Raw genomic sequence first — 23,485 nt, 5'->3', positions numbered from 1 at the left:
TACTGCGCTGTTTCTCTTCATGGGGAACCTGTCGTTAACGCCAGTCTTTTCTACTAAAGATGGGCCTAAAGCAGTATACCGAGGAGAAAAGGACATTGCCCTTACCTTTAATATTGGCTGGGGAGATGAAAAGGCAGAACCAATTTTGGATGCACTAAAAAAAGAGAATGTAAAAGCAGCAACCTTCTTTTTAGCAGGCTCATGGGCTGAGAGACACCCTGATATTGTCAGCCGTATCGTTAAGGAAGGGTTCGAAGTTGGGATTCTTGGCTATACCTATGAGGATTATACTGAATTAGAGGAAGCTAACATCGGAAAAGACATTTCAAAAGCTAAAGATGCCTTTAATAAGCTAAGTATTAAGGATATTAAGCTCCTTCGTGCACCTACGGGTCATTTTGATGAGCGTACGTTAAAAATTTCAGAACGATATGGTTATACGGTTGTTCATTGGAGTATTGATTCCAAGGATTGGACGAATCCAGGAGTAAATCAAATTGTTGCAAACGTCAAGAAGGCGGATAAAGGGGATATTGTTCTTCTTCATGCGTCTGATTCCGCAAAGCAAACAGCAAAAGCTATACCAGGGATTATCCAAGAACTGCGCAATAAAGGATTGAAACTTGTATCCGTCTCAGAAATGATCGCGAATGGCTCTGTTGAATCAAAAGAAATAAAATGATATCAATTAAAAAACCGTCCTTGAAATTATAGGGACGGTTTTTTGCTTGACCTCTTTGAAGCATTTGACTTTTTTTTGCTTTGTCGATTATTCTCGATTCTTTGTCTTTCCTGCTGGGATTTCAAATTTAATTTATGAAGAATTAATAATTGATAAGCATTACAAGCTAATAAGGAAATCAACATGAGATATACCCAGCTCTGTTCGTTTACACGTAACACAGGGAACCACTCTATAACCGTTACAACAACCATGAAAAAGAGGGCTGGTACAAAAGCCTCACGATTTGTTTGCTTCGCCTTAAACCATGCTGTGACTAAACCCGGAATGAGCAAAAGGACTGCTAGACCGATATATGGCAGGAGACTGTCCCCTGAATTAGCAAACGTTACATATCGTAAATAAACTAGGTCAAATAGAACAAATAAAATTAAGACCACTTGTATTCCGTTCCAAAGTGAAACGGATTTAAAGATACCTAAGCCAAAGCGGTGGACAGTTAGATAGGCAAAATAGCCCATTTGACTAATAACACTATAAAGAACGCCCCAAAGAATAAACCAAAAAAGGGCGGATACTATATTAATAATTTTGAAATCAATAAAATAATGCACATATTCATTCCAATTGATAATAAAACCAGCAATTGCTGTTGTAATTGCGCCAATTAATAGCGTGGTCATAAACAGCCTAACCCAAATCCGACTCGTCACACCATTATCCCCCAATAATAAAAAATAAATTTCCAATCTGATTGTACCAATCCAAATATAAAAAATCCATCTTTTCAATTTCTTCACGCATAATCCAAGGCTCTTTTCTTCATCCTAAAAATTAAGGATTCCTATGTGAAAGGAGCTTTTAAAATGAAAGGAAAAAAACCAATTCTCCTCTTGCTTATCACCATATTTTTAGCTAGTTGTGCTTCGCCGGAAGCAAGTGGCGGAGAGCAAATAGATTATGAAGCCACAAAGAAAATGGTGGTTGATATCCTAAAAACGGATGACGGAAAGAAAGCAATTCAGGAAGTAATGTCTGACGAAAAGATGAAGGAAACGTTGGTTATGGACCAGAAGGTAGTAGCTGATACGATTCAACAAACCCTTACCTCTGAGAATGCTACAGAGTTTTGGAAAAAAACCTTCAGTGATAAGGAATTCGCTAAGGGCGTTGCCAAAAGCATGAGATCTGAAAATGAAATCCTTCTGAAGGATTTGATGAATGATCCTGAGTATCGAGGTATGATGATTGAAGTGTTTAAAGAGCCTGAAATTCAAAAAGAAATGGCAGACGCTCTAAAAAGTAAAGAATACAGAGAACATCTTCAAAAGGTAATTTCAGAAACCATCGAAAGCCCACTATACCAAATAAAAATTCAGGAATTACTTTTAAAGGCAGCAGAAGAAACAAAGGCTAAAGAAGAAGGCAAAGGCGGGGAAAAAGAAGGCGGGTCTTAAGTAGTTAACCATATAGAATAAAGCCTCTTCCTACATTCGGAAGAGGCTTTCCCTTGATTATTTTTTCAATACACTGGTAATTTTTTCGGCAATTTCTATATATATTTTTCCTAACTTGTGATCTTCCTGATAGATGGATGGAGCAAAGTCATCATCATTCCAATCAGGCTGATTGAGCGGCAGACGGCCAAGAACTTCTGTATTTAAATCTTCGGCTAATTTGTCACCGCCGCCTTTACCAAATACATATTCCTTTTCTCCCGTTACCTTACTTTCAAAATAAGCCATATTTTCAATAACCCCAATAATTTCATGGTCTGTACGTAATGCCATCGCACCAGCACGTGCCGCTACAAAAGCAGCCGTTGGATGTGGAGTGGTGACAATTACTTCTTTACAGGAAGGAAGCATGGTATGAACATCTAGGGCAACGTCCCCTGTTCCAGGTGGTAAATCTAATAGTAAATAATCGATTTCTCCCCATTCTACTTCATTAAAGAAACTATTTAGCATTTTCCCTAACATTGGACCGCGCCAAATGATTGGAGAATTGTCCTCGACAAAGAATCCCATCGAAATGACTTTAACACCAAAACGCTCAACAGGAAGGATTTTTTCTCCCCTAACTACTGGCCTTTTCGTAATTCCCATCATATCCGGAACACTAAATCCATAAATATCTGCATCGATTAAACCAACTTTTTTACCTAGACGTGCCAGGGCTACTGCAAGGTTAACAGACACCGTTGATTTACCAACTCCGCCTTTTCCGCTAGCAATGGCAATGAACGTGGTTTCCTTAGACGTAAGTAATCCTTTTTCCTCTGTTTCACTTGAAGCCTGACGGTGTTCAGCAAGCACTGCTTCAGGAAGCTCACTAAATCGAATTCCAACCGTTTCCGCACCTGCCTCTTTAAGAAGAGTAACCACTTGTGTTTGCAATTGTAATTGTTCAGATGTACCTGTTTTCGCGATCTGTAATTTCACGCTGACATGTTTTTTCTCTTCTTTGATTTTTATTTCTTCAATAGCATTTAATTCTGCTAATGTTTTATGTAAAAAAGGTTCTTTTAAATTGCCTAAAACTTCTCGGATTTTCACTTCTGTTAACATGTAAACAAACACCTCACCTAATGAATTCGTTTCCAGTTTTAAGTATACCATAATCAAGAGTGTAAACAGTTAAATGAATCACTTCTTAAAAAAATACAAAAAAATAGAAGGTGCCCTACACCTTCCTTAATCCTCCACCTTCAATTCCTTTTCATTCGTAAAGTAGCGAACAACTCCTTGATAAATTGAAATCGCTATTTTCTCCTGATAGGCATCCTTTTTTAGCTGAGCTCTTTCCTTTGGATTTGAAAGGAAGCCAACCTCCACCAAAACACCTGGCTTTTTTGCATTTTTTAAAATATATACCGAACTAATCGGCTTTGCTTTTCGTGTTGTGTTTTCTAAGTTGACAATCAGCTCATCCTGAATAAATTTTGCTGCCTTTGTATTTTCTTTGAAATGAGGCGCATAAAAGGTTTGTGCTCCACTCCATCTGGCTGACGGAATGGCATTTAAATGGATGCTGACAAATAAGTCATTATCAGAGTCGTTTATCATCTTTAACCGCTTTTTTAAGTCTTCCACTTTCCTTCTGCTATATCCTCTTGTATCCTCATCCGCTAAATCTGTATCGGTTTCCCTGGTCATAATTACTAAAGCTCCCTGTTGCTGCAAATAATCTCTGACTTTTAAGGTTATATCCAAGGCAATGTCTTTCTCCAAAGCTTTGGAATCCCCTGCACCCCCATCTGGACCTCCATGACCCGGATCAAGCAAAATGATTTTGCCTGACAGGGGTAAACTCCATGAATCACCCAGGGTGTCTTCTTTAACAAAATCATATTGTAAAATCAGAAATAAAAGAAGCAAACCAACAGAAAATCCAATGACCTTTAACTTTTTCTTCGCCACAAAATCATTCCTTCCCGCTCGTCCCTATTCACTAAACTATATGGGACAAAGGGACGGATTAGAACAGGAAGAAGGAACAGAGCAAACGCCAAGGAAAGGGTATTTCCCTCACCTTGGCGTTTGAATCAAGCATATTTAGTCAGTGTAATCGTAATTTCCTGCGTCTTTGACCATTTTCATAGCCTTCTTTCCACCAAACATCTATATAGCCCTCACAGGAGTAATAAAGCGATTCACTCATGACTCCTTCTTCGCCATTTCCCCAATAAAGGAGAAAATTGTAAAGGGTATCAATCAGATGTTTTTCTTCTCGGTAACAACGTTTTCTCACTTCATCTATACCTTCACCGTAATAACCAAATTTGCTAAATTTGGCTCCTAATAAATAAGCTTCTAACGCTACATCGTAGCAGGCTTCTTCTATCCCAGAATTCATAACAAAGCTTTGTGCAATTCTTGATGAGCCAAAGTATTGCTGTACTCGTTCTTTTAAGGTTTTAACAGATAAGTCCTTCAATACGGACCGCTCGTATTTTAATTGTTTATCACGGCGCTTCTCTTTAAAGGTTGTAATTACAGTCACTTGCTTTTCACCTCTTAGGACTATTCTTCATCCCTTGCTCCTAAGAAATGCAAACTCTCATGCGTTTTCGTTTGCCAATTTTTATCGTATTTTTAAATTAATGCGTCTCTCCTTCAAAAAGTATTGAAAAGGTGCTGCCGCTGGTGCTGCTTTCCTTTAGCAACAAATCCCCATCAAGAGCCTTCGCGAGCATTTTACTGAATGGCAAACCTAAACCAAGCCCTCTCACCTTTAGTTTTTTCTTTTCCCCGCGGAAAAAACGCTCAAAAATGTACGGCTGCTCTCTTTCGGGTATTCCAGCCCCCGTATCCTTGACATCGATTGAATTATCCGTCAGAACAATGGTAATTAACCCCCCGCCATCAAGGGATTGTGAGGCGTTGTTTAAAAGGTTAATCATGATTTGTTGTAATCGTAAGGGATCAATCGTACGATACACCACACCATCAGGCAATTTGACGTGATAGTCAATCGGTCTTGCCTGTGTGACCGCCCATTCACGAACAATGTTCTGAACCAGCTCATTCATATTGCAGGGTTCGGGTCTGATTGAAAAAGCCCCTGCGGCTAAAGAATTAAAATCTAATAAATCTGAAATCATTGTTTGCAGACGGTTCACTTCTTTTAGCGTTATGTCGAGAAATTCATCCCGCTCATTCCCAGATACGACCCCATCACGAACTGCCTGAACAAGACCGCTAATAGACGTGACAGGTGTTTTTAAATCATGGGTAACACCCGCTAATAATTCAGCTCGAAGCGTTTCTAGCTGTAATAATCGATTCGTCATTTCTGTAAAGGAGCTGACAAGTTCATATATCTCCTGTTCATTCGATTCAGTATTTAAGTTTAAATCATAATTACCTTCTTTAATCTGAGTGGCAGCTCGAGCCACTTCTAGAATAGGTTTGAGGATTTTTTTAGATAGCAAGTAAATCACAACCCACCCCAATAGACCTAAACCAACTAAGAGGACAATCAATAATCGATATTCTTGATTTACGTCAGATAATTCATCCTTACTTTGCATTAATACAACCCAGCCGATTTGGTTTCCGTTTTCCATAATGGGAGATTTAACAGCATACATGATACCAATACCATCTATATCCAGCTTTTGGACGGTATCATCTTTTTCAAAAACTCCGCTTGGAATATCTATTTTGCTTTGACTTTTTGGACCCATGCGCCCTGGTCCCATATGACGCGGTCTTGAAAAAATCGCTTCTCCATTCAAATCTGTAATAAAAAGTTCCGGCTCTTTTTCTAATTGAAGGACTCTCGCTCTTTCCTCCAGCATTCGATTGAAAAATGGATCAACTTCCATCATTCCGTGTGACTGAATCACACGATTTGCGGTTTCAACTGCTAAATATTCGATTAATTTCAGTCGATTTTCTAGGGTTGTTTTTTGGATCCACCACAAAGAACCGGCCCCCAATAGGATTAAACCAATAACAAGTGTAACAAGATATCTTGTTGTCCAAAATTTAAGTAAGGTTGTTCTCTTTTTATTTTTCATAAACACAGAATTGATACCCCAATCCGCGATGGGTACGGATTTCGCCTTGTGAGGAAGGCCAGTCACTCAACGCTTGCCGTATTCGTTTTATCGCCAAATCTACCGCACGATCACTGCCTTCATAATCCATCCCCCATACACTCTCTATTAGGTCATCCCTGGTAAACGTTCGATTGGGTCTTTCGGTTAAAAAAATGAGCAAGCTGAGATCTTTAGGTGTTAAGATGACCTCTTCTCCATTTATGGTGACAACATGGGAATTCAGATTTATTTTTAAACTGCCAAATTGCTTACTATTTTCTGTATCCAGAACATTGGCCGAACGCCGTAGGACAGCATGGACACGAGCAATCACTTCCTCGCCTACAAACGGCTTTGGGATATAATCATCCGCTCCCTGATTTAAGCCCTTTAAACGGTAATCAATATCGCCTAGAGCCGTCAGCATAATCACTGGACAAGCGCTCATTTTTCGAATATCCTCTAGTACACCCCAGCCGTCCTTCCCTGGCAGCATAACATCGAGTAATACCAGATTGGGAGCATGCTCATTAAATAACTGCAATGCATGTTCACCATCGTAGGCTTGTACCACTTTGTAACCTGCATGCTGTAAATAAACAGTCAGTACCCTAGAGATTGTCTGTTCATCCTCCACAACTAAAATGGTTTTCAATTGCAAAACCCCCTATCTATTTAACTATACTAGAAAAATCCTCGATGCCCTATACCGAGGATTTTTAGAAAAAATGTTTAAAGTCCCATCTTACCTACGTTACTCATTTCACCATTACCTTGGTGCATACCACCGCCATGTCCGCCGCCTTTATGTCCATAGCCGCCCATGCCGCAATCGCCTTTACCCATTCCAAACATTCCATATGCATTATCGCCTAGAAGCTCCTCTAACTTAGCAGAGTCCTTTTCTTTAATTTCCCCCATCAGTTCTTGTGTTGTTTTATCCGTGGTTGAAATTCCTAATTCTTTAGCTAATTTTACTACTTTCTTCTCGTTAACCTCTTCGGCAATTTGTTGAATGGTTTTACCATCTACCGTTATACTATATTCCTTTGCGTCTGCTTTTACCTTTGCCTTATATACCTCTTGGGCAATTTCATTGATTTCTTTTCCTTCAATACTTATTCCAAGCTCAGCAGCCTCTTTCTTCACTGAAGCAGTATAGACTTCCTGAGAAAGTGTAGTTAGATCCTTGCCATCGGTTGAAACTCCTAACTCCTTCGCTTTCTTATTTAGTTCTGCTTGTCTGATATCCTGCATTAAGGTTTGGGCATCTTTATCATCTGCAGCTACCCCTAACTCTTTAGCTTCCTTCTTAAGTTCCGCTAAACGGATTTCCTGGCGAAGTGTCGCGGATTCCTTTCCATCCGTCGTGATATCCAAAGATTTAGCCTCTTTTTGTAGTTTTGCTAATTGAACTTCTCCTGCAAGAGTAGTCAAGTCTTTATCCGTTATTGAGATTCCTAGGTCCTTTGCTTCCTGTTTAATGAGTGATTCTTGCATTTCCTGCATTAATGTTTCCGCGTCCTTGCCGTTTGTTTCAATTCCTAAATCTTTGGCTTTGTCTAGTAATGCATCTGAATCTACATTCCCTCTATGCCCAAATCCAAACATCCCCTTAAACCCCATCATCACATTTTGAACCTTTGATCCTGTGCTAGTGGTACCTTCATCATTTGCAAATGCCGTTGTTGCATATCCCCCTAGAAGTAATACACCCGCAACGGTTAACCCTAAAACTGACTTTTTCATATATCCTTACCTCCTGGTTATCTATCAGGCTCTAGTACTTGCCGAACCTTGTACCATTACTTTAACGTCCATAGATGTCAGGCAAATGTCAAAGTAAATTTTTATAAAAAAATAATCCCAACCACAATTGGCAGAGATTCTAGTGTTATTGGAATACTTTATTCGGCACTTCAACTTCAGGCATACCAGCAGCATATGGTGCAATTTCAGCTTCTAAAAACTTTATGACGATTCCAGTTTCTGTGAAATAAAACGAGCGAGAATTATCGATTTTAACATCAACCAGAGAATCTTGAAACACTTCGGGTCTTTCCGTTAGCTCTGCTATCACATACTGTCTGATTTTATCTAGATTGACAGAAGTTTTTGCAACATCCTCTAAAAGTATTTGCCTGCCTGTTGATACATCAAAATTATAGGAAGAGACAATGGTCGCCCCATGGGCCCCGCCTGCATAGATATGGTCAAAAATTAATAAGCTCAACACATTATTTTCTTGATACTTTACCTCATGCTGAGTGGTGTATTCATAACTATAAATATAATCCTCTTCCTCAGGTACGGGAATGCCAAACTGTTCTTCATAAAACTTGCGTGCCGCCTTCTCCTCCTCTTCAAGATGAAGATAATTTTGGTACGAAGCAGCAATATGCTTCTCCAGAGCCCCATTTATTTTTTCCTCAGCCGATTTACAAGACAAGGGCATGTTACTTACTTGGGGGTAATCTAGAGTATTTTGGTACTTTACATTTATAATTTCAATTGACAGAGATTGATTTTCGCACCTACTATCAAACTCACTTGGAACAATTGGAGCATCTACATTGGGAGTTGGTTGAGGTGTCTCATTTACAATGGGTGTCACACCGGACCCACTGTTATTTTCTGAGTGATCCATAAAAACAAACGTAATGATATATAAAACCAACGTACAAAATAAAAGACCAAAAATGATTAAAAGGCTCAAAATCTTTTTATTCATCTACATGCCCCCTTTTTTCCATACATGACAACAATACTATTTATATGCAAGTGTTCCACCTTTTTCCAATAGCAATAATTAAATTATTTAACACAGCCGCTTAATATATAAAAAAAGACCATCAACCAAAATTGGTTGATAGCCTGTGGAATTTCTTAAGAGATGTTTTGAAATTAGGAGCATGACTAGAGTCTGTAAGAACCTTATTTACGGAATATGGAGAAAATCCACTCCCATTTATCTTTAGGTCTTTGAACGGCTTGTTCTAAGCGTTTATTAAAGTCATTTTGTGAAAGCCATTCTTTTTTCATTTCTTCACGAAGATTTTGTAATTCACTTTGTAAATATTCGCTCTTTTGTTTTTCCTTTTCCAACAATGTTTCATAATGAATTTTTTCCTGTTCAGATAATTTTTCAATCCTAGCTTGCGTTTTTTGAGCTGAATTTGAAATGTTAGAACTTAAGTGATGATGATCCTGCTTTAGCCCGGCAACTGTAGTTTTAAGCTCTGTTATATCGTTTATTACTTGGACATTCATTTCACGTGTAGCAGCTAGCTCATTGGCTAAATAGGTTAATATTTCTTTTAAGTGATTGGGGTCTTGCGGTAAATTGTCATACGTATCGGCTACCGCTATCTCTGTTTCATTAAATCCTGCTAATCTTACTTTTTGCTGTTGCGCAAGGTCTTTCGCTGTATCGTCTAGAGGCTTGTCCGTATCGCGTAACGCTATAAGTGCTTCAATATCAGATTGAACAAAAATACGCCGATCTCCCTCTTTTAAAAACTCATACCCATTTCGTTCTAAAATTTGGCCATATTTCCGAACAGTAGGTGTTGCAATCCCAGCCTCCTCTGCCACTTCCTTGGAAGAGAATGAGCGTTCAAACGGTTGAATATCATTTCGCATATCTGTCCACCTTCTTTTTAAATGGCTGTGTTAAATAAGGCTGTTGATTTGCGCTCCAGTAACCAGCGAAAGTAGATTAAGCGGAGACTATCCGGTTAAATGCAGAATGGAGCCTGTTTCGGGGTAAATATGGGGAGGTTTACCGGTTATGCAAAGTAAAATCCTCCATTTTCACGTATTTCCAGTAAATAGGCGGAATCTCTCCGTCTATTTAAGCTATTTTTATTAGTAATTACTAATTAAGCGAAATTTTTCCGTCTATTTAGGTTCTTAAAATTAATAATATCAACAATTACCTTTAACATAGCCTTTTAAATAAATATGAAGGGTTATTGATGAATTTTCAAGAGCCATATCACCTAGCGATATAAATAAAAAAAACAATTATCCCCTTTCCCTGCCAAATAGTGTCGTGAAGCTTGGCCGTATCGGGTGGTGATATGTTTCTTTATGTCCGATTCACAAGGCATATCGCCCAGCGATACGATAGAAACAAGACTGATGCTCATTCCAAAGTTTTTTTAGTCATTAATTTTGGATACTTGTCCATTCCATTTTCCACTTACCATCATAATTTAATATAAGTATGTGAAAGATTTTCTGGATCCACAGACTTAAATTGTGAACAAAAAAGGGAGTGGAAGGAATGGAAGATAGTACATTAAATAATGATACTGAAATTCATGATTTAAACGAGAACGGGGGTGATCATAATCAAGATTTTTCAGATCTTGAAGCCCTTACGACTCGTATTAATGAGTTAGCGGCTAACATATTAATACGAGAAAATCATTTAAAAGACGAATTGGCAACTAAAAAAGAAAATATAGCTTCAATTACTACAAGCCTTGAAAATAGCAATAAAGAAATTGCAGAATTAAGAGCCTCTAATGAAGAAAATCAAACATTGATTGGGGCGTTAAGAAGTCTAGTAGCAGAGCAAGAAATGCAGCTAAAAGAGCTAAAAGAAATAATTGGCACCAAAGAACAAGTAATTACGTCATTTGCTGTAAGTCTAGAAAACAGCAAAAAGGAAATTGCAGAACTTCATAAAAAAGTAGACGAAATGAAAGCAATCAATGAAAGTAAAGAAACCTTGATTGGAGAGTACAAAGAAAAACTAGATTCGCTAAGCGGATTGGTATCACTTTTAACCTACCAACAAAGTAAACCACAATCAACAGAAAATCCGGCGCAAGAAGTAGAGCCGAAAGTTAAAGAAGAAAGTTCAGCGCTGGAAGCAGTTCAAAGTGAAAAAGAAAAGAATTTGGTGTTGAAGGCAGACCGGAAAGCTCAAATGAAGACGCTTAAAAAATTGCTAAAAAAGAACCCAAATGCGGAAGAAAAGGTTTTAGCGGAACAACTAGGGGTAGACAGTTCAGTTATAACTGAGCTTCGAAAAAAATTTGATATTTGAATGATTGATTAAAGGGGCTTCTAAAGCCCTTTTAATATTTTTTAAACATAAAACGAGGGGGTGATGGATGAATTTGTAAATGTTATATCGCGTGACGCTATACACTCATAATTTTGATCTAATATATTTTTTCGGTGAATAATCAGCAAAAACTGCTTATTATTTCCCCGAAAATACAAATTTCGACTAGATTTCTGTTTCTTCTACTAAAAAGATGTCTTCTAAAATGAAGGTCTCCTTACACCTATGACGTCACTCTTTTGTATTTCTAAACATCATAGCAACCCAGTTTCCATTATTCCCCAACTCTTTCTACTCATGATATTGAACGTATGCACTATTTCTATGTATTTTTCTTTTGAACCTGGACATACCTAAAGGAACCGTTCTCGATGGCGAGGTAGTAGTCACAGATTCAACCGGAAAACCAGATTTTGAAGCTGTTATGAGTAGATTTTCAATTTCAATTCAAACAAGGTAAAATATATGGCAAAGCATGAACCAGTATCGTTTGTTGTATTTGACGTGTTGTACCACAAAGGTGAGAAGGTAACCCATCTACCTCTTCATGAACGAAAAGGAATCCTCGATGTTATCATACCAGTTAACACTCCAAACCTCTCAAAGATAATGAGCATAGCCAGCAATGGTATCACCCTCTATGAGCTCATAAAAGAACAGAACCTTGAAGGAATTGTTCTGAAGAGAAAAGACAGCACATACGAAATTGGGAAACGGTCATACTCCTTGCTAAAAGTGATTAACTACCAATATTCAAATGTGATAATTAAAGGGTACCGAAAAGAAGAATTTGGCTGGCTCTTATCATATGAGGACGGTAGGTATGCAGGAATTATGGAGCTTGGTGTTCCAAAAGAAAGAAGAATGAAAATTTGCCAGATGCTTAAGAAAGACGAGAATGACAAGTTTGTTTTTATTGAACCCTTTACATGTAATGTAAAATACCGAAATATAACGAAAACTGGTCTCCTTAGACTCCCTTCCTACGTTCGGTAAATGCTTAAAAGCCCTCATCCTAAAATGAGGGGTTTTACTTAAAAATAGGAAACTCTATGAATCAATGACGACTCCGTCACGACCATACCATGTTTATGCCAAGTTGTGACTCGACATTGTGAATGTGCGACATAACCGCGCGCGTTCCGCAGTTACTACCTCCCCACAACAGTCCTACAGCAGTGGGCTCATTCATTTTAAGAACCACAGATCCCGAGTCCCCTTTACAAGCGAATACGCCTTTTGGATTGCTCTCGCTTCTTATCCCTGCGATACAGGACTGTTCAATAAGCCACATACTCGATGATGGCCCAGCAGTCCATTGGCACGTCATAAAACTCTCAATGATCCTACCCTCTGTCAAACGGGTCCTGAAACCTCGTTTACGAACTTGTGCTTTTAACGGATTAAGCGGTTCCTCAAGGGGCAGTGGTGGCAATGACGTTGCCGTGATACGATCAATCAAAATGTCTGGAGCGTTCTGACCAATGATTGCCGGAGACAAGACACTCCCATGCTCGAGTGAGAGCCCTAGCTTGAAAACCCCTGCATCCGTGAGGCACACCAAAATCGGTGAGAACGGAAGAGGTTGAGTTTTCGGGAAGTCTATCCGTTCAACACTGCCCATAAGGTCATCTTGAGGGAATCCTCCCGAATGTACCAATGGTGGATGGTCTGGATGCCATATCTCTTCATTTACCATCCTAACCACATGTGCGTTGCTCAACCCGAGGAGTTCTCGTGTTTCAGAGTCCTGGACCACTGCACCGAGAGTCCCTGCTCCCCTACTATTAGGATTAATGATTCTGATTCCGCCCACTATTGTATTCTGTCGGCTGATGTCCTCTGATACTTCGAATAAACAACATTCTTCATCGTAAGGTTTGAAGTTAGTCTCGATGATACAGACGCCGACGCCTCCAACTACCTCAGGTATACCGGAGGGAACCATGGATATATCTGAAACGTGAACTCGAATGGCCAGTTCGTCAAACAACTCGTCGTTTTCTTCTTGTAGGCCGATTCCTATTCCAACAACTCCTGGCAAAGCCAGTATGGGCCATTTGGCAAGTTCCACGGCCGCAATTAACTCTGGAGATATCTCCATCGCACTTCTCCTATCTCAACTGGTTAGGTAACAGGTCAGATTTTGTTCAATCAAGGGCTTTATGGGCAATTCTTTTAAATAAATAATGACCTCCCTGTAACATGGGAGTTTCAGTATACAGTTCTTTTAATCCTACCAGTCATAGTAATATCAATTATCCTCAAACAGTATCTTTAGCAGGTTGCTGGAATTCTATTCTTTTCATTTCTTGCTAACCCTCTGGGGTATGACCCTTACCAGTATACGATATCCACCTATGTGACCGTTGAAGACACCTCCCCCAGGAGCTGCAAGGAAAAGCATAAATCCGGTATGTTGCACGAAAAAAGGTGGATGTATGAGGAAACTAAGAAAATCAAGTCTTCTGTCTTATCATTCTGCCGGATTTGCCGAACTCCTCCCATATTTAACCAACATAGGCGGTTTCTTAGGTCCTAGGTGCATGATTATAATAAATAATCTTATTTTGAACTCCATTATGATACTTTGAAGCTTCTCGTTTTAAATCAATTAATGATACTCCTTATTGGCAATTTGGTGAGGTAGGATCGTTACATATGAATTGGAGATTAACCTCCGACCCAATCGGCACAAGGGTACCAGCAGATGGGAATTGTGCATAGCTTTCAAAAGGACCGGAAACACATAAAGAATAGGGATCTTCCGGTTCAAAAGTTAACTTCACTTGGCCACTTGGCAGGATTAGAAATTCGGCAACCTCCCGAGAAACCTGAATAGGAGTAGGATTGCCACCTTCATCTGGCCATACAGTCCCCGCGAAACATTCGTCAATTGTTCCTTCAGAAAGGCATCTGAGAGCCCACTCAAAGTCACAGGCAGTGTAGCCAACCATGTTTGGTACACGAATGGTTGGAAGGGCAGGCGGAGTAGCTCTTTTCAAAGGTATTTGCGATGGTTCGTTTAGCGAAGGTGAAAGCGTACTAGGATCAAAATAGCTCGGTGGCTTCATTTCACCCCGAGAAAGTTTGGTCCCGTGAACAATGACGGCATTAATCAATTTAGTATAGTCTGAAATGGCTTTTAAAAGAACATCTTCTGACGGAAGATTCTCAAAGAACACGGGATTTTTACGTGCGAATTCGAGATCATTCCTTTTTTGTATGTAGTACAGCTTTTTATCCTGTGCATCGCGCAAAGCAAAAACAAAATTTTCCTGTTCTTCATTCGTGGGAACTGGAAGCGGTAGCGTGTCGTAAGTTGCGACCTCCGTTTCGTATGCATATGCGCTGTCTAGTGCTATTTGTGGAAATTCCTTGTATCGTTTAATCAGTTCGCTAATTTCAACGATTGGAAAAGTTTCCGGGCCTCTTCCAGCCCTCTGAAACATGGTCGCACTATATTCAGACCTGGTACTTTCACTTTCATTGGCTTTTCGGTACTTAGCCTCGAATTCCCCACTAGCGACTACCCCATTCATTTCACCCTGGAGAGTTACTCCCAAATCGGTCTGCTTACTTGTTGAAATAGAAGTAATTCTGATGACAGCGTAGTATTCTCCTCCCGTTTGGATCCCTCGTACGAAACAGTCGCCAAAAGCAGTCTTAAACTCGTCGAAACGGAGTGAGTCAAGTAAATTCTTAGCAGGTTGTTTTACGCTAAAATTTTCTCCTCGCCTAAATGGATTTTTGACAACACATTTCGCAACTACGAACGTTGACGTCGAGTTGTAATTCGTGGTTGATGAAAAAGTTGCTTTTGCAGAGGCTGAAAAAAACCCGTATCTACCTTGTGCCTCAAATGACATTCCTAAATGTTCCATAAGTTGATCATGCGAGTTTATAATGGTAACTGTTGATGAAACCTGCTGGCCAGGAGCAACTGGGTCTTCTGTAACTGTAAAACCCTCCAAAGCCGTCCCAATTGCCAATCCTGACTCGCTGTTAAAGCCCATACCTATCCTTTCGTCATTATACTCAATGCGGCGTACCTGCTGCATTTTACATCCCTCCAGAAATTTTTACGTCAAGAACTCCCTAACGGAAACACGTGGTAGTTTGCGGAACCGGATGTCAAATCTCAAAAATAATAATCTATCACATTTATGAAACTTCCCATAAAATGCTACCGGTTGTTTAGGTCTAAGAACCCGACTTTTCTTATTATGTACATCACTAGAAGTTGAAACCAACTGAAAACCTGTTTAAATTCGGTAACAATACAAATTAAATATCTTCAAACAAAAAATCGACCATAATGGTCGACTAATACTAAACTGCTCTAGCCCTTTATTGACTCCGCTACTCTAATGAGCGTGCTTTTACTAATACCTGTTATTTCTTCTACTCGCATGTATGAATTTTTTTCAAGGAGCTTCAATGCATGCTCTATCTGTGCCTTTTTAAACTTCTTCGGTCACCCCTTTCTAAAATCCTCACGCTGCATTGCCAATGCTTTCCCTTCTTGAGTCCGTTCTACAATCTTATTCCTTTCCATTTCACCTACCGCTTCCATAAATACAGCCTTATAGCTGCTGCATATCCGTTTTCGGAAACTATTTAGCAAATAGGTACCCACCTGTTTTATGACGATCATATTCTCACAGCTTGAATGACTGCAAGCTATCTTACCTGCGCGCAGAAAGCAACTTTTTGTTCCTCGTTAATGGCATGAAGGATGCGTACACTGCCCGTAATCTGTATCAGGTGCTTCCCAATAACAGTGTACAACTGAGCCCTTTTGTACCTCCTCATTGGCTTCAGGTTCCGTTTTAATGATACCAGAAGCGACTGTAATACCATTCTTAAATATCATATGCTCTACCGGCTTTAGTTCAGCATCTCTTATTATCCGGTAAGCTACAGGTGGGGTCACACCGATGACATCAGGGACTTCCGCCGTTTCCTCCATTACTCCCGGGATTGGTTTTGGGAGTGGTGATGGTACAATTGCTTTAGGATATACTTCTCCTTTAGCCGCTGCGTAGGGTCCCGGCATTTTGGCATCCTGAGGATGGTCAGTTGCCTCGCTGGCGCAGTCTGAAATAGTTTCTAAGTCATACTGGGTATTGTTGTATGCTTCTTGTACCTCTTCTGTTGAAACAGAATTCGTCCAATCGAACCTCCCTGGGTGGCTAACAATCCAATCGAGTAGGTTTAGCTGATCTAGTAGTTCAGCTCGCTTACGTACGCAGTGCTTTAAGACATCTTGCGCGTGTTCAATATCCAATGAGTTCGGCGGAAGTGGTCCCTCAGCGATTGTAATTGGACTTAGCGTCCATTGGATGACCCGTGCATTTTCATTAGGTTTCTCTTTCATTTCCTTCAGCCAGAAGTTTGCAAGCGTAAGGAGTTCCTCAGGATCCGTAGGGTCCTGCACTTGGATGATTGGACCTCCTTCTGCGTGAATGTAGTACGATGTGGATACATTGTAAGTGTTGAGTACTTCCTTCCATTTTCCTTTAACCTCTGCACTGAATAAGCCGTATGTTCCTTTTAGTTTCAATTCAATATCGCTTGCAGTATTCTCGCTGTTTGTTTGTACATGTAACACTCCAATGAACAACCCTCCGCGCTTGCATGCCCGAACGAACATGTCTCCGTAGCGTTGTACAAAAATATCTGGTCGGTCCATCCACCTTCCAGCAGTCTCCGTTAAAACCGGCTCATCTATGCTCAGGCTTTCATAGGTGATATTTGCTTTTATCGTCATAAATAAAGAAGATGACTGAATTTTAGATTCTTTCATGAAATTTACACGAGCTTCTACCCCTGCTCCGAAGGAGGCACATCCATATGATAGATCAACGTCGATTCCAAGTTGTTGCTGTAGTTCGCTGTTGTTTTTTATACGTGAAACCTGGAATGTCTGTATGTCACCTTGGGCTTGAGGAACCCCAGAGACTTCACCTTCGACCACCTTACTCATAGCACTACCGGAAAGGCGGTGTACACCCATTCCAAAGTCATATGTTTCTCTGTCTGGGACTCTAATTTCCATTTTTTTATCTCTCCTTACAATAATATGACCTTTGTCCGTAGAGTAAATCATTCTAACCGGCAAATTCACATTAGTCTACTGGACAGAGGGTTGTTTCAGATAGGTGAAAGTAAGAGGTCTTCCCCCGACTACATATTTCGCAAATTTGACCAAAGTCATTAATTCCTGTTTCGCTTGCGATATGGTAAGAGTAACTTCTTAGTCCAACTCCTGATTCATCTATAGGATTAATATTTTTGTACTAAGATTGTCAAAGTTGATGAATGAATTGATAGCTAATTTTTTCATGTAAAGCTCCTTTTCTAGCACGCCTTTATTATTCCCCTAAACTCATGCCTGAAATACTGAAAAAGAATTTTTGCCTATTTATCATACAATTTCTTTGAATTGCAATTGGTAGAAGCGTATCAGCAGCTGGGTCTTGTGCAGCGATAAATTTATTCTCTTAACAATTACATAAGTCAATCCCTCTTAGCCACGAATTCCATCGGCAATACAGTCCCTTTGGGATACACGTTAATGGAGGCTACCTAAAGGCTTTTGCTCTCTTATTTAAAGCCTAGCAGTGTAGCCTCCATGTTTTGCACATTAATTATACGTTTTTGGCTATTAAAAAATTTTCTATATTTTTGTTTTCAACATCAAAGTGCCGATGAACAACTAAAATAAACCTTATACGATTCTTCTTGAGCCGCTAATAATTTAGTTTCTTTATTAAAGCTTATTCCTTTAAAATCTGAGAGCTCTTTATTGGCCGCAAGTACCATGTCTTTACATGACAGACGAATCGGGTCTAATCCTATCGCCATCTTCCAAGTTAAGTAGACCGCTTAGTTCCTCCGCAATCATTTTTGCACCTTCTTGTAAAATCGGGGCTGAAAGGGCTGCAAGGATTGGTCCAACTTTAGGGATAGCAGCTATAACGACAGTGAGAGCTCCGGCTCCAGCACGAGTTGACGCTTCCAAAGCTCCCTTAAACTTATTTGGATCCTCAGTCTCGTGTTCTTTTAATAATACAGTAAGGAATAAAGCCCACGGTTTGCCCCGATAAAGTTCAATTTCATCAGTTATACTTTCTTTTTCATGAATGCTGTAAATTTCAGTCTGGATTGCTGATGGTTGTGCTTCCGCCTTTCGGTTAGCTACAACTGTGAATAGAAAAGGATTTTGCAAGTAAGCGTACGGGTTTTAGAGAAGGCTACTGAATAAGTTCAAAAAGACACAAATAGTATACACATTAACACCCCTGTATTAGTTCCATCGATTCTACCCCTTGACCTCCCAATTCAATGCCATCACTATATTAACCTTCCTTTCCTAGTCATCTGGTCGCCAAATGGAGGGGTGGATTCAGTCATTTTACTTTAACCTAGAATAAATAATGATTTTCGGAAAAAAATAATCCTGGACAAACTTACTGTTGCCTAAGTAGGAAAAAATACTTTCGTCGTTAAGGAGGAAATCATGACAACAACTATATCAACAAATTTAACTCTTTCCCCCGGAAGCTTAGAGGGCGTGTTGGTAAATTTTTATGATAATGAATCGTTTGCGTTTGAAGTTGAACGAATTGGGCTTGAGGCTGTAAATATGGCATTGGCAGAAACCGAAACAATTACCTCATTCCTTCGAGACTACCCAGAGCAAGTGGCTACAATGGTTAATCACGTTCTGACTGGACAGACTGAAACCGCCAGAGAAGTAGCATCAAATATTGGAATTACAGCGGAAGCTTTTCAAGAGGGTGGTGTAAACCTTCTTTGGTGGTTTATGATCCTCCTTGCAATACTTATGATTATGATTGCCGTTATTTACTGTAGTCACCATCCCGAGGCATGCGAGGATCGTTGACCCTGAAATTATGTTCAGTTAATAAACGAATTAATAGCGCCCACCTTAGCTTTGTTCCTGGCGACTATTTACAACAGCGGAACAAGAGTCACCATGGTCGGCGAACTTTTTCACATATCCTACGGCCATTGAAATGATTGAGCTTCTAACTTACACGATATAATTTTCACTAATATTATCCTCTTGTGTAAATCCATTTTGTATAAGAGGGGTATTTTTTATCGTAAAAAAGGGGTATTACCCCATATTGAAAATAACTTATGGAAGATAAAGCACACATAACGAATAGCGACTCATAGATCGATAGCGGCTACTCTTGTTAAATAAGATTATTGTTATCCGACTCATAGCTCATTAGTTAATTAAATGTGGGGACATATTTACAATCAATTCTGGCATCTAATAAAGGAGATTATAAAAATGGCAAAACAAGGACTTCTTCTTGAAAATATGTCTATTGGGATAAATTCCGGAGTTAATACTATTAAATTCCAATGTGCTTTCTATGATAACGATGTGAAACAAGCATGGTACAATTTCAAATGCTTTGATACCAATGCCATTACAACTTCGATACCTTTCCAGGAACTGCAAAGCACTATCATACATGGTCCAGCATCAGTGAACGATATTCCAATCAGAGAAGATGACGCCTTATTGGTTACCGTATCAGAAGCTCCATCCACGTGGGCGATTGAGAAATATCCGGTAAGACTTCTACTTGCAGGTAATCACATTGCAGAATGGGAAATCACCTTTGAAGAGGCAATGTTTCCATTCAGTCTAAATGGGACCTGGACTAAAATGTAATGTTGGAATCGTTTCAAAGTACCCATCCGGTTTAAATGGATATAATAGTTAAACAGAAAACAGGTATAATCCTTTTTGATAAAGAGGATTATACCTGTGTCGCAGTATAGGGACTTTTTTAGTGCCCACATATAATTTGTTCATTATTTTCACGAATTGGATTTCACCAATGAAATAGTTTAACATTTGTGTAAGTTATGTTTTACAAACAACACCAGTCATGCCTCAACTTTTCATTCCCCTATTTAGGGTTACTTTCATCGGCAATAATAATTGGATCAGGAACATCATCACATTTCTTCCCATAAGAAACATTATAAGAATCTCCCGGTTCCTTTTTTGGATTTGTTCCCCAATTTTTCACAAGACAAGCAATATCACTATTTAGATAGCTCATATCCTCCATATACACTAATTTACCTTTATCATAGACCCTGCAACAATCAGTTGGCCAATCAATAATTGAGTCTTCATTTTGTTTTTTCATTTGATTCCCTCCTTTAATTTAATTGTTTTTCTAAATCCCTTAGGCTAAACATTTATATTACAACCAATATTGTTAAATTTTAATGAAGACAGAGGTCAATAATAATCTAAACGGTAGCGCCATTCGCATCTTAAGTTCTACAAACCCCGACAATCATACCTGCGGCAATCTTTACTATATCAAAAATATCCATAAAATAACTATTTTGGTTTAACATTCAAAACTTTATTTTTCTGTAAATGCCCTAACGGAACCTACAAAAAATAGGAATGCCCAGCAATATTGCTAGGCATCTGTAAATCTAAAATAATTATTCCCATTCACAAGCGCAGGCATTACATTAAAAATGATTGCTATAAAAGTTAATAAATACAATAAGGTAATAATAGTCAACTGAAATCATTACTTATTTTTTCGAGGTTTCAGTGATAATTGCATCTGATTGGAACATGCATAATTCTTAACATTTTTCAATCTTTGTAGCATTCTCTTCATACCACAAATATAACCGCCGATTATGCCACTTTTCCGCAGCCGCTCTTCTTCGTACTGATTGAAATGTGACTTCAAACATCTCACCGATTACTCTTAACGAAATTTTACTATATGACCAGCTCCTATTAAAGAATTCCCTACAACACACCAATTGTTATCATGGCATATGATTTTATCAACAATAATTATGGCTAAAAAAAAGAGAGATACAATCATTATGACTGTACTTCTCTCATCTATTCAAACAGTTTTTTAACAAAATTATACATCCGCTGCAGCAGGGCCGCAAAATCCGAAAGTTATTTTACCTGAATGCTCATTCTTTTGTTCTATCTTATCAGTCGCCTTATAACCGCTGCGATCAAGAATATCCTTTAGAAGCTGGAGCAAGTATAAAAGAAGTACAGGAACGGCTGGGCCATGAGGATATCAAAACAACAATGAACATCTATACACACGTCACAGACACGCTAAGAGAACAAACAGCAACTAAGTTCCAAAGGTACCTAGAGCTATGATTAGTGGTCAAAAAATATTTTGGTGGTCAAAATGTGGTCACAAGCGCCTTTTAGATATAAAAAAGACCCTTTCCACATAAGTGAAAAGAGCCTTGAGATGTTGATAATTAACGTTTTGAGAACTGAGGTGCACGACGAGCGCCTTTAAGTCCGTATTTCTTACGTTCTTTCATACGTGGGTCACGAGTTAATAGACCTGCACGCTTTAATGTTGGACGATATTCAGGATCAACTGTAAGTAATGCGCGAGCAATACCATGACGGATTGCGCCCGCTTGACCTGTATATCCACCGCCGCTTACGTTTACAAGAACATCGTAGCTACCTGTTGTTTCAGTAGCAACTAATGGTTGGTTTACAACCATACGTAAAGCTGCAAATGGGATATATTCTTCGATGTCACGTCCGTTAATTGTAATTTTACCTGTACCTGGAACTAAGCGCACACGTGCGACAGAGCTCTTACGACGACCAGTACCAATATATTGAACTTGTGCCAAGTTAATTCCCTCCCTCTTTATTAACCGCGAAGTTCGTAAACTTCAGGTTGTTGTGCTTGGTGCGGATGTTCTGCGCCAGCATATACGTGTAATTTTTTGTATGTTTGACGGCCAAGAGAATTCTTTGGAAGCATACCTTTAACAGCAAGCTCGATCATTTTCTCAGCATAGTTTGTACGCATTTCAAGAGCAGTTCTAGTTTTTAAACCACCTGGATGCATTGTGTGACGGTAGTAGATTTTGTCAGTTAATTTTTTACCAGTTAATTCAACTTTAGAAGCGTTGATGATGATAACATGATCACCAGTGTCAACATGTGGTGTAAAAGTTGGTTTATTTTTACCGCGTAAGATTGCTGCTACTTCAGAAGCAAGACGTCCAAGAGTTTTGCCTTCAGCATCAATCACGTACCATTTACGCTCGATATTGTTGGCGTTAGCCATAAACGTTGTACGCATGAATTTCCCTCCTAATTTAAATCCATAAAGATTATTTTTCGCACCATCATAAGCTGTTATCGTTTATTCTGTTCCGGGAAAAAACGATAAGGCCACTGTGCGCTCAATTTTCAGTATCATATATTTTCAATCACGATGAAGACTTTCCGGGGCTTAATCGTGGGATTAAAAACACAACCATATTATATAATAAATTCTTTAGAGCTGAATGTCAAGAAAATGTTACACTAGGATGAGTTGTTTACTAAATTTATTTTAATAATATACCTTCCAAAGATATAATCCTTGTCCAGGTGCGGTTTTCCCAGCATAGCGGCGATCTTTTTTTTCAAGAATCTCTGCAATTTCTGATGGTTCTCGTTTTCCAGAACCAACCTCTAGCAACGTACCGACTAATATTCGAACCATATTATATAAAAAGCCATTTCCTACAAAACGAAAACAAAAACGCTCTTCCTCTTGCAAAATTTCAATCGTCTCAATGGTTCTTACCTTATCCTCTACTTCGGTTCTAGCTGAACAAAAACTGGAAAAATCATGGGTGCCTAGTAAGTATTGGCAAGCTTCTTTCATAGCCCCCACATTTAAGGGATAGGGATAATGATAAGCATAATTCCGCTTAAAAGGATCCCTTTTCGGAGATTGATTAAGGAAATAGCGATATTCTTTCCCGCTGGCATCAAAACGGGCATGAAAGGACGGATCTACTTTTTTCACAGATAGTATAGAAATATCTTCAGGAAGCATAGAGTTTAAGGCCAGCTCCCACTTTTCCTCAACAAGCGGCAGCGGTGAATCAAAATGAATCACCTGACCTTTTGCATGGACACCCGCATCGGTTCTACCAGAAGCTGAAATTTTAATAGAACTTCCCTTATGCATTTTTGCTAGTACCGCTTCAATTTGACTTTGAATGGTTCGTTTATTCGGTTGAACCTGATAGCCGGAAAACCCGGAACCATCGTAAGAAAGGATGCATTTATAGCGATTCATTT

23 protein-coding genes and 2 pseudogenes (1 of these 25 only partly in view) are annotated in these 23,485 nt (G+C 39.2%); 7 read left to right on the top strand and 18 right to left on the bottom strand.

The window, feature by feature from the left end:
• Positions 1-682: the 3' portion of a polysaccharide deacetylase family sporulation protein PdaB gene (gene pdaB, locus AC2TFD_RS01115; protein WP_335569646.1), read on the top strand. It extends 71 nt beyond the left edge of the window; the window shows 682 of its 753 coding nt (coding positions 72-753); the start codon falls outside the window, past its left edge; its stop codon occupies positions 680-682.
• Positions 683-708: 26 nt separating this feature from the next.
• On the opposite strand, the gene AC2TFD_RS01110 is transcribed toward pdaB, so the two are convergent.
• Positions 709-1,395 carry a KinB-signaling pathway activation protein gene (locus tag AC2TFD_RS01110; protein WP_335569645.1) on the bottom strand — a complete coding sequence of 229 codons (687 nt, stop codon included), beginning with the start codon at positions 1,393-1,395 and terminating at the stop codon, positions 709-711.
• Positions 1,396-1,548: 153 nt separating this feature from the next.
• Here AC2TFD_RS01110 and gerD point away from each other — a divergent pair, with 153 nt between their 5' ends.
• Positions 1,549-2,139, top strand: a complete 591-nt coding sequence (gene gerD, locus AC2TFD_RS01105) for a spore germination lipoprotein GerD (RefSeq protein ID WP_335513376.1) — start codon at positions 1,549-1,551, stop codon at positions 2,137-2,139.
• Between the two features lie 57 nt (positions 2,140-2,196).
• On the opposite strand, the gene AC2TFD_RS01100 is transcribed toward gerD, so the two are convergent.
• The 8 genes from AC2TFD_RS01100 to AC2TFD_RS01065 all read right to left on the bottom strand — a co-directional run bounded on the left by AC2TFD_RS01100 (position 2,197) and on the right by AC2TFD_RS01065 (position 9,872).
• On the bottom strand, positions 2,197-3,252 hold the full coding sequence (locus tag AC2TFD_RS01100; protein WP_335513374.1) for an Mrp/NBP35 family ATP-binding protein: 1,056 nt from the start codon (positions 3,250-3,252) through the stop codon (positions 2,197-2,199).
• A 126-nt stretch (positions 3,253-3,378) separates the two neighbouring features.
• Positions 3,379-4,104 (bottom strand): N-acetylmuramoyl-L-alanine amidase CwlD, encoded by a 726-nt coding sequence (gene cwlD / locus AC2TFD_RS01095; protein ID WP_335569644.1) that lies wholly within the window; start codon positions 4,102-4,104, stop codon positions 3,379-3,381.
• A gap of 139 nt (positions 4,105-4,243) precedes the next feature.
• Positions 4,244-4,687 (bottom strand): YbaK family protein, encoded by a 444-nt coding sequence (locus AC2TFD_RS01090; RefSeq protein ID WP_335513371.1) that lies wholly within the window; start codon positions 4,685-4,687, stop codon positions 4,244-4,246.
• Between the two features lie 97 nt (positions 4,688-4,784).
• Positions 4,785-6,209: a sensor histidine kinase gene (locus AC2TFD_RS01085; RefSeq protein WP_484676258.1), complete on the bottom strand. Its 1,425-nt coding sequence runs from the start codon at positions 6,207-6,209 to the stop codon at positions 4,785-4,787.
• Entirely contained in the window at positions 6,199-6,885 is a 687-nt protein-coding gene (locus AC2TFD_RS01080) for a response regulator transcription factor (protein ID WP_335513367.1), read from the bottom strand. The genes AC2TFD_RS01085 and AC2TFD_RS01080 overlap by 11 nt, the downstream gene beginning before the upstream one ends.
• Positions 6,886-6,962: 77 nt before the next feature.
• On the bottom strand, positions 6,963-7,979 hold the full coding sequence (locus AC2TFD_RS01075; RefSeq protein WP_335513365.1) for a coiled-coil domain-containing protein: 1,017 nt from the start codon (positions 7,977-7,979) through the stop codon (positions 6,963-6,965).
• Between the two features lie 145 nt (positions 7,980-8,124).
• Positions 8,125-8,961, bottom strand: a complete 837-nt coding sequence (locus AC2TFD_RS01070; RefSeq protein WP_335569643.1) for a DUF3298 and DUF4163 domain-containing protein — start codon at positions 8,959-8,961, stop codon at positions 8,125-8,127.
• A 203-nt stretch (positions 8,962-9,164) separates the two neighbouring features.
• Positions 9,165-9,872, bottom strand: a complete 708-nt coding sequence (locus AC2TFD_RS01065; RefSeq protein WP_335513361.1) for a hypothetical protein — start codon at positions 9,870-9,872, stop codon at positions 9,165-9,167.
• Between the two features lie 646 nt (positions 9,873-10,518).
• Here AC2TFD_RS01065 and AC2TFD_RS01060 point away from each other — a divergent pair.
• Both AC2TFD_RS01060 and AC2TFD_RS01055 read left to right on the top strand, forming a co-directional pair.
• Entirely contained in the window at positions 10,519-11,289 is a 771-nt protein-coding gene (locus AC2TFD_RS01060) for a hypothetical protein (RefSeq protein ID WP_335569642.1), read from the top strand.
• Positions 11,290-11,742: 453 nt separating this feature from the next.
• A complete protein-coding gene (locus AC2TFD_RS01055) occupies positions 11,743-12,306 on the top strand; it encodes an ATP-dependent DNA ligase (protein WP_335513387.1) in 564 nt (187 codons plus the stop codon).
• A gap of 76 nt (positions 12,307-12,382) precedes the next feature.
• Here AC2TFD_RS01055 and AC2TFD_RS01050 read toward each other — a convergent pair whose 3' ends face one another.
• From AC2TFD_RS01050 to AC2TFD_RS01030, 5 genes and pseudogenes are all read right to left on the bottom strand, one after another.
• Complete coding sequence (locus tag AC2TFD_RS01050; RefSeq protein WP_484674789.1) at positions 12,383-13,414, bottom strand: hypothetical protein; 1,032 nt, start codon at positions 13,412-13,414, stop codon at positions 12,383-12,385.
• 523 nt (positions 13,415-13,937) lie between these two features.
• Positions 13,938-15,371 (bottom strand): hypothetical protein, encoded by a 1,434-nt coding sequence (locus AC2TFD_RS01045; RefSeq protein WP_335513355.1) that lies wholly within the window; start codon positions 15,369-15,371, stop codon positions 13,938-13,940.
• Positions 15,372-15,652: 281 nt separating this feature from the next.
• Positions 15,653-15,880: pseudogene (locus AC2TFD_RS01040) on the bottom strand (recombinase family protein); the annotation flags it as partial.
• Between the two features lie 153 nt (positions 15,881-16,033).
• Positions 16,034-17,371 (bottom strand): PASTA domain-containing protein, encoded by a 1,338-nt coding sequence (locus AC2TFD_RS01035; RefSeq protein WP_335513354.1) that lies wholly within the window; start codon positions 17,369-17,371, stop codon positions 16,034-16,036.
• Between the two features lie 771 nt (positions 17,372-18,142).
• Positions 18,143-18,544: a hypothetical protein gene (locus AC2TFD_RS01030; RefSeq protein ID WP_335513353.1), complete on the bottom strand. Its 402-nt coding sequence runs from the start codon at positions 18,542-18,544 to the stop codon at positions 18,143-18,145.
• 291 nt (positions 18,545-18,835) lie between these two features.
• Here AC2TFD_RS01030 and AC2TFD_RS01025 point away from each other — a divergent pair, with 291 nt between their 5' ends.
• On the top strand, positions 18,836-19,222 hold the full coding sequence (locus tag AC2TFD_RS01025) for a hypothetical protein (protein WP_335513352.1): 387 nt from the start codon (positions 18,836-18,838) through the stop codon (positions 19,220-19,222).
• A gap of 420 nt (positions 19,223-19,642) precedes the next feature.
• Positions 19,643-20,032 (top strand): hypothetical protein, encoded by a 390-nt coding sequence (locus AC2TFD_RS01020; protein ID WP_335513351.1) that lies wholly within the window; start codon positions 19,643-19,645, stop codon positions 20,030-20,032.
• 241 nt (positions 20,033-20,273) lie between these two features.
• On the opposite strand, the gene AC2TFD_RS01015 is transcribed toward AC2TFD_RS01020, so the two are convergent.
• Positions 20,274-20,519, bottom strand: a complete 246-nt coding sequence (locus AC2TFD_RS01015) for a hypothetical protein (RefSeq protein ID WP_335513350.1) — start codon at positions 20,517-20,519, stop codon at positions 20,274-20,276.
• A gap of 872 nt (positions 20,520-21,391) precedes the next feature.
• Here AC2TFD_RS01015 and AC2TFD_RS01010 point away from each other — a divergent pair.
• Positions 21,392-21,532: pseudogene (locus tag AC2TFD_RS01010) on the top strand (tyrosine-type recombinase/integrase); the annotation flags it as partial.
• Between the two features lie 107 nt (positions 21,533-21,639).
• On the opposite strand, the gene rpsI reads toward AC2TFD_RS01010, so the two are convergent.
• From rpsI to truA, 3 genes are all read right to left on the bottom strand, one after another.
• Positions 21,640-22,032 (bottom strand): 30S ribosomal protein S9, encoded by a 393-nt coding sequence (gene rpsI / locus AC2TFD_RS01005; protein ID WP_034676157.1) that lies wholly within the window; start codon positions 22,030-22,032, stop codon positions 21,640-21,642.
• A gap of 20 nt (positions 22,033-22,052) precedes the next feature.
• Positions 22,053-22,490 (bottom strand): 50S ribosomal protein L13, encoded by a 438-nt coding sequence (gene rplM / locus AC2TFD_RS01000; RefSeq protein ID WP_335513348.1) that lies wholly within the window; start codon positions 22,488-22,490, stop codon positions 22,053-22,055.
• A 255-nt stretch (positions 22,491-22,745) separates the two neighbouring features.
• Positions 22,746-23,483 (bottom strand): tRNA pseudouridine(38-40) synthase TruA, encoded by a 738-nt coding sequence (gene truA / locus AC2TFD_RS00995; protein WP_335569641.1) that lies wholly within the window; start codon positions 23,481-23,483, stop codon positions 22,746-22,748.
• Positions 23,484-23,485: the final 2 nt, after the last annotated feature.

This window comes from Neobacillus sp. plas4, from assembly GCF_057221695.1.
This window is presented reverse-complemented; position numbering and strand designations above follow the sequence as displayed.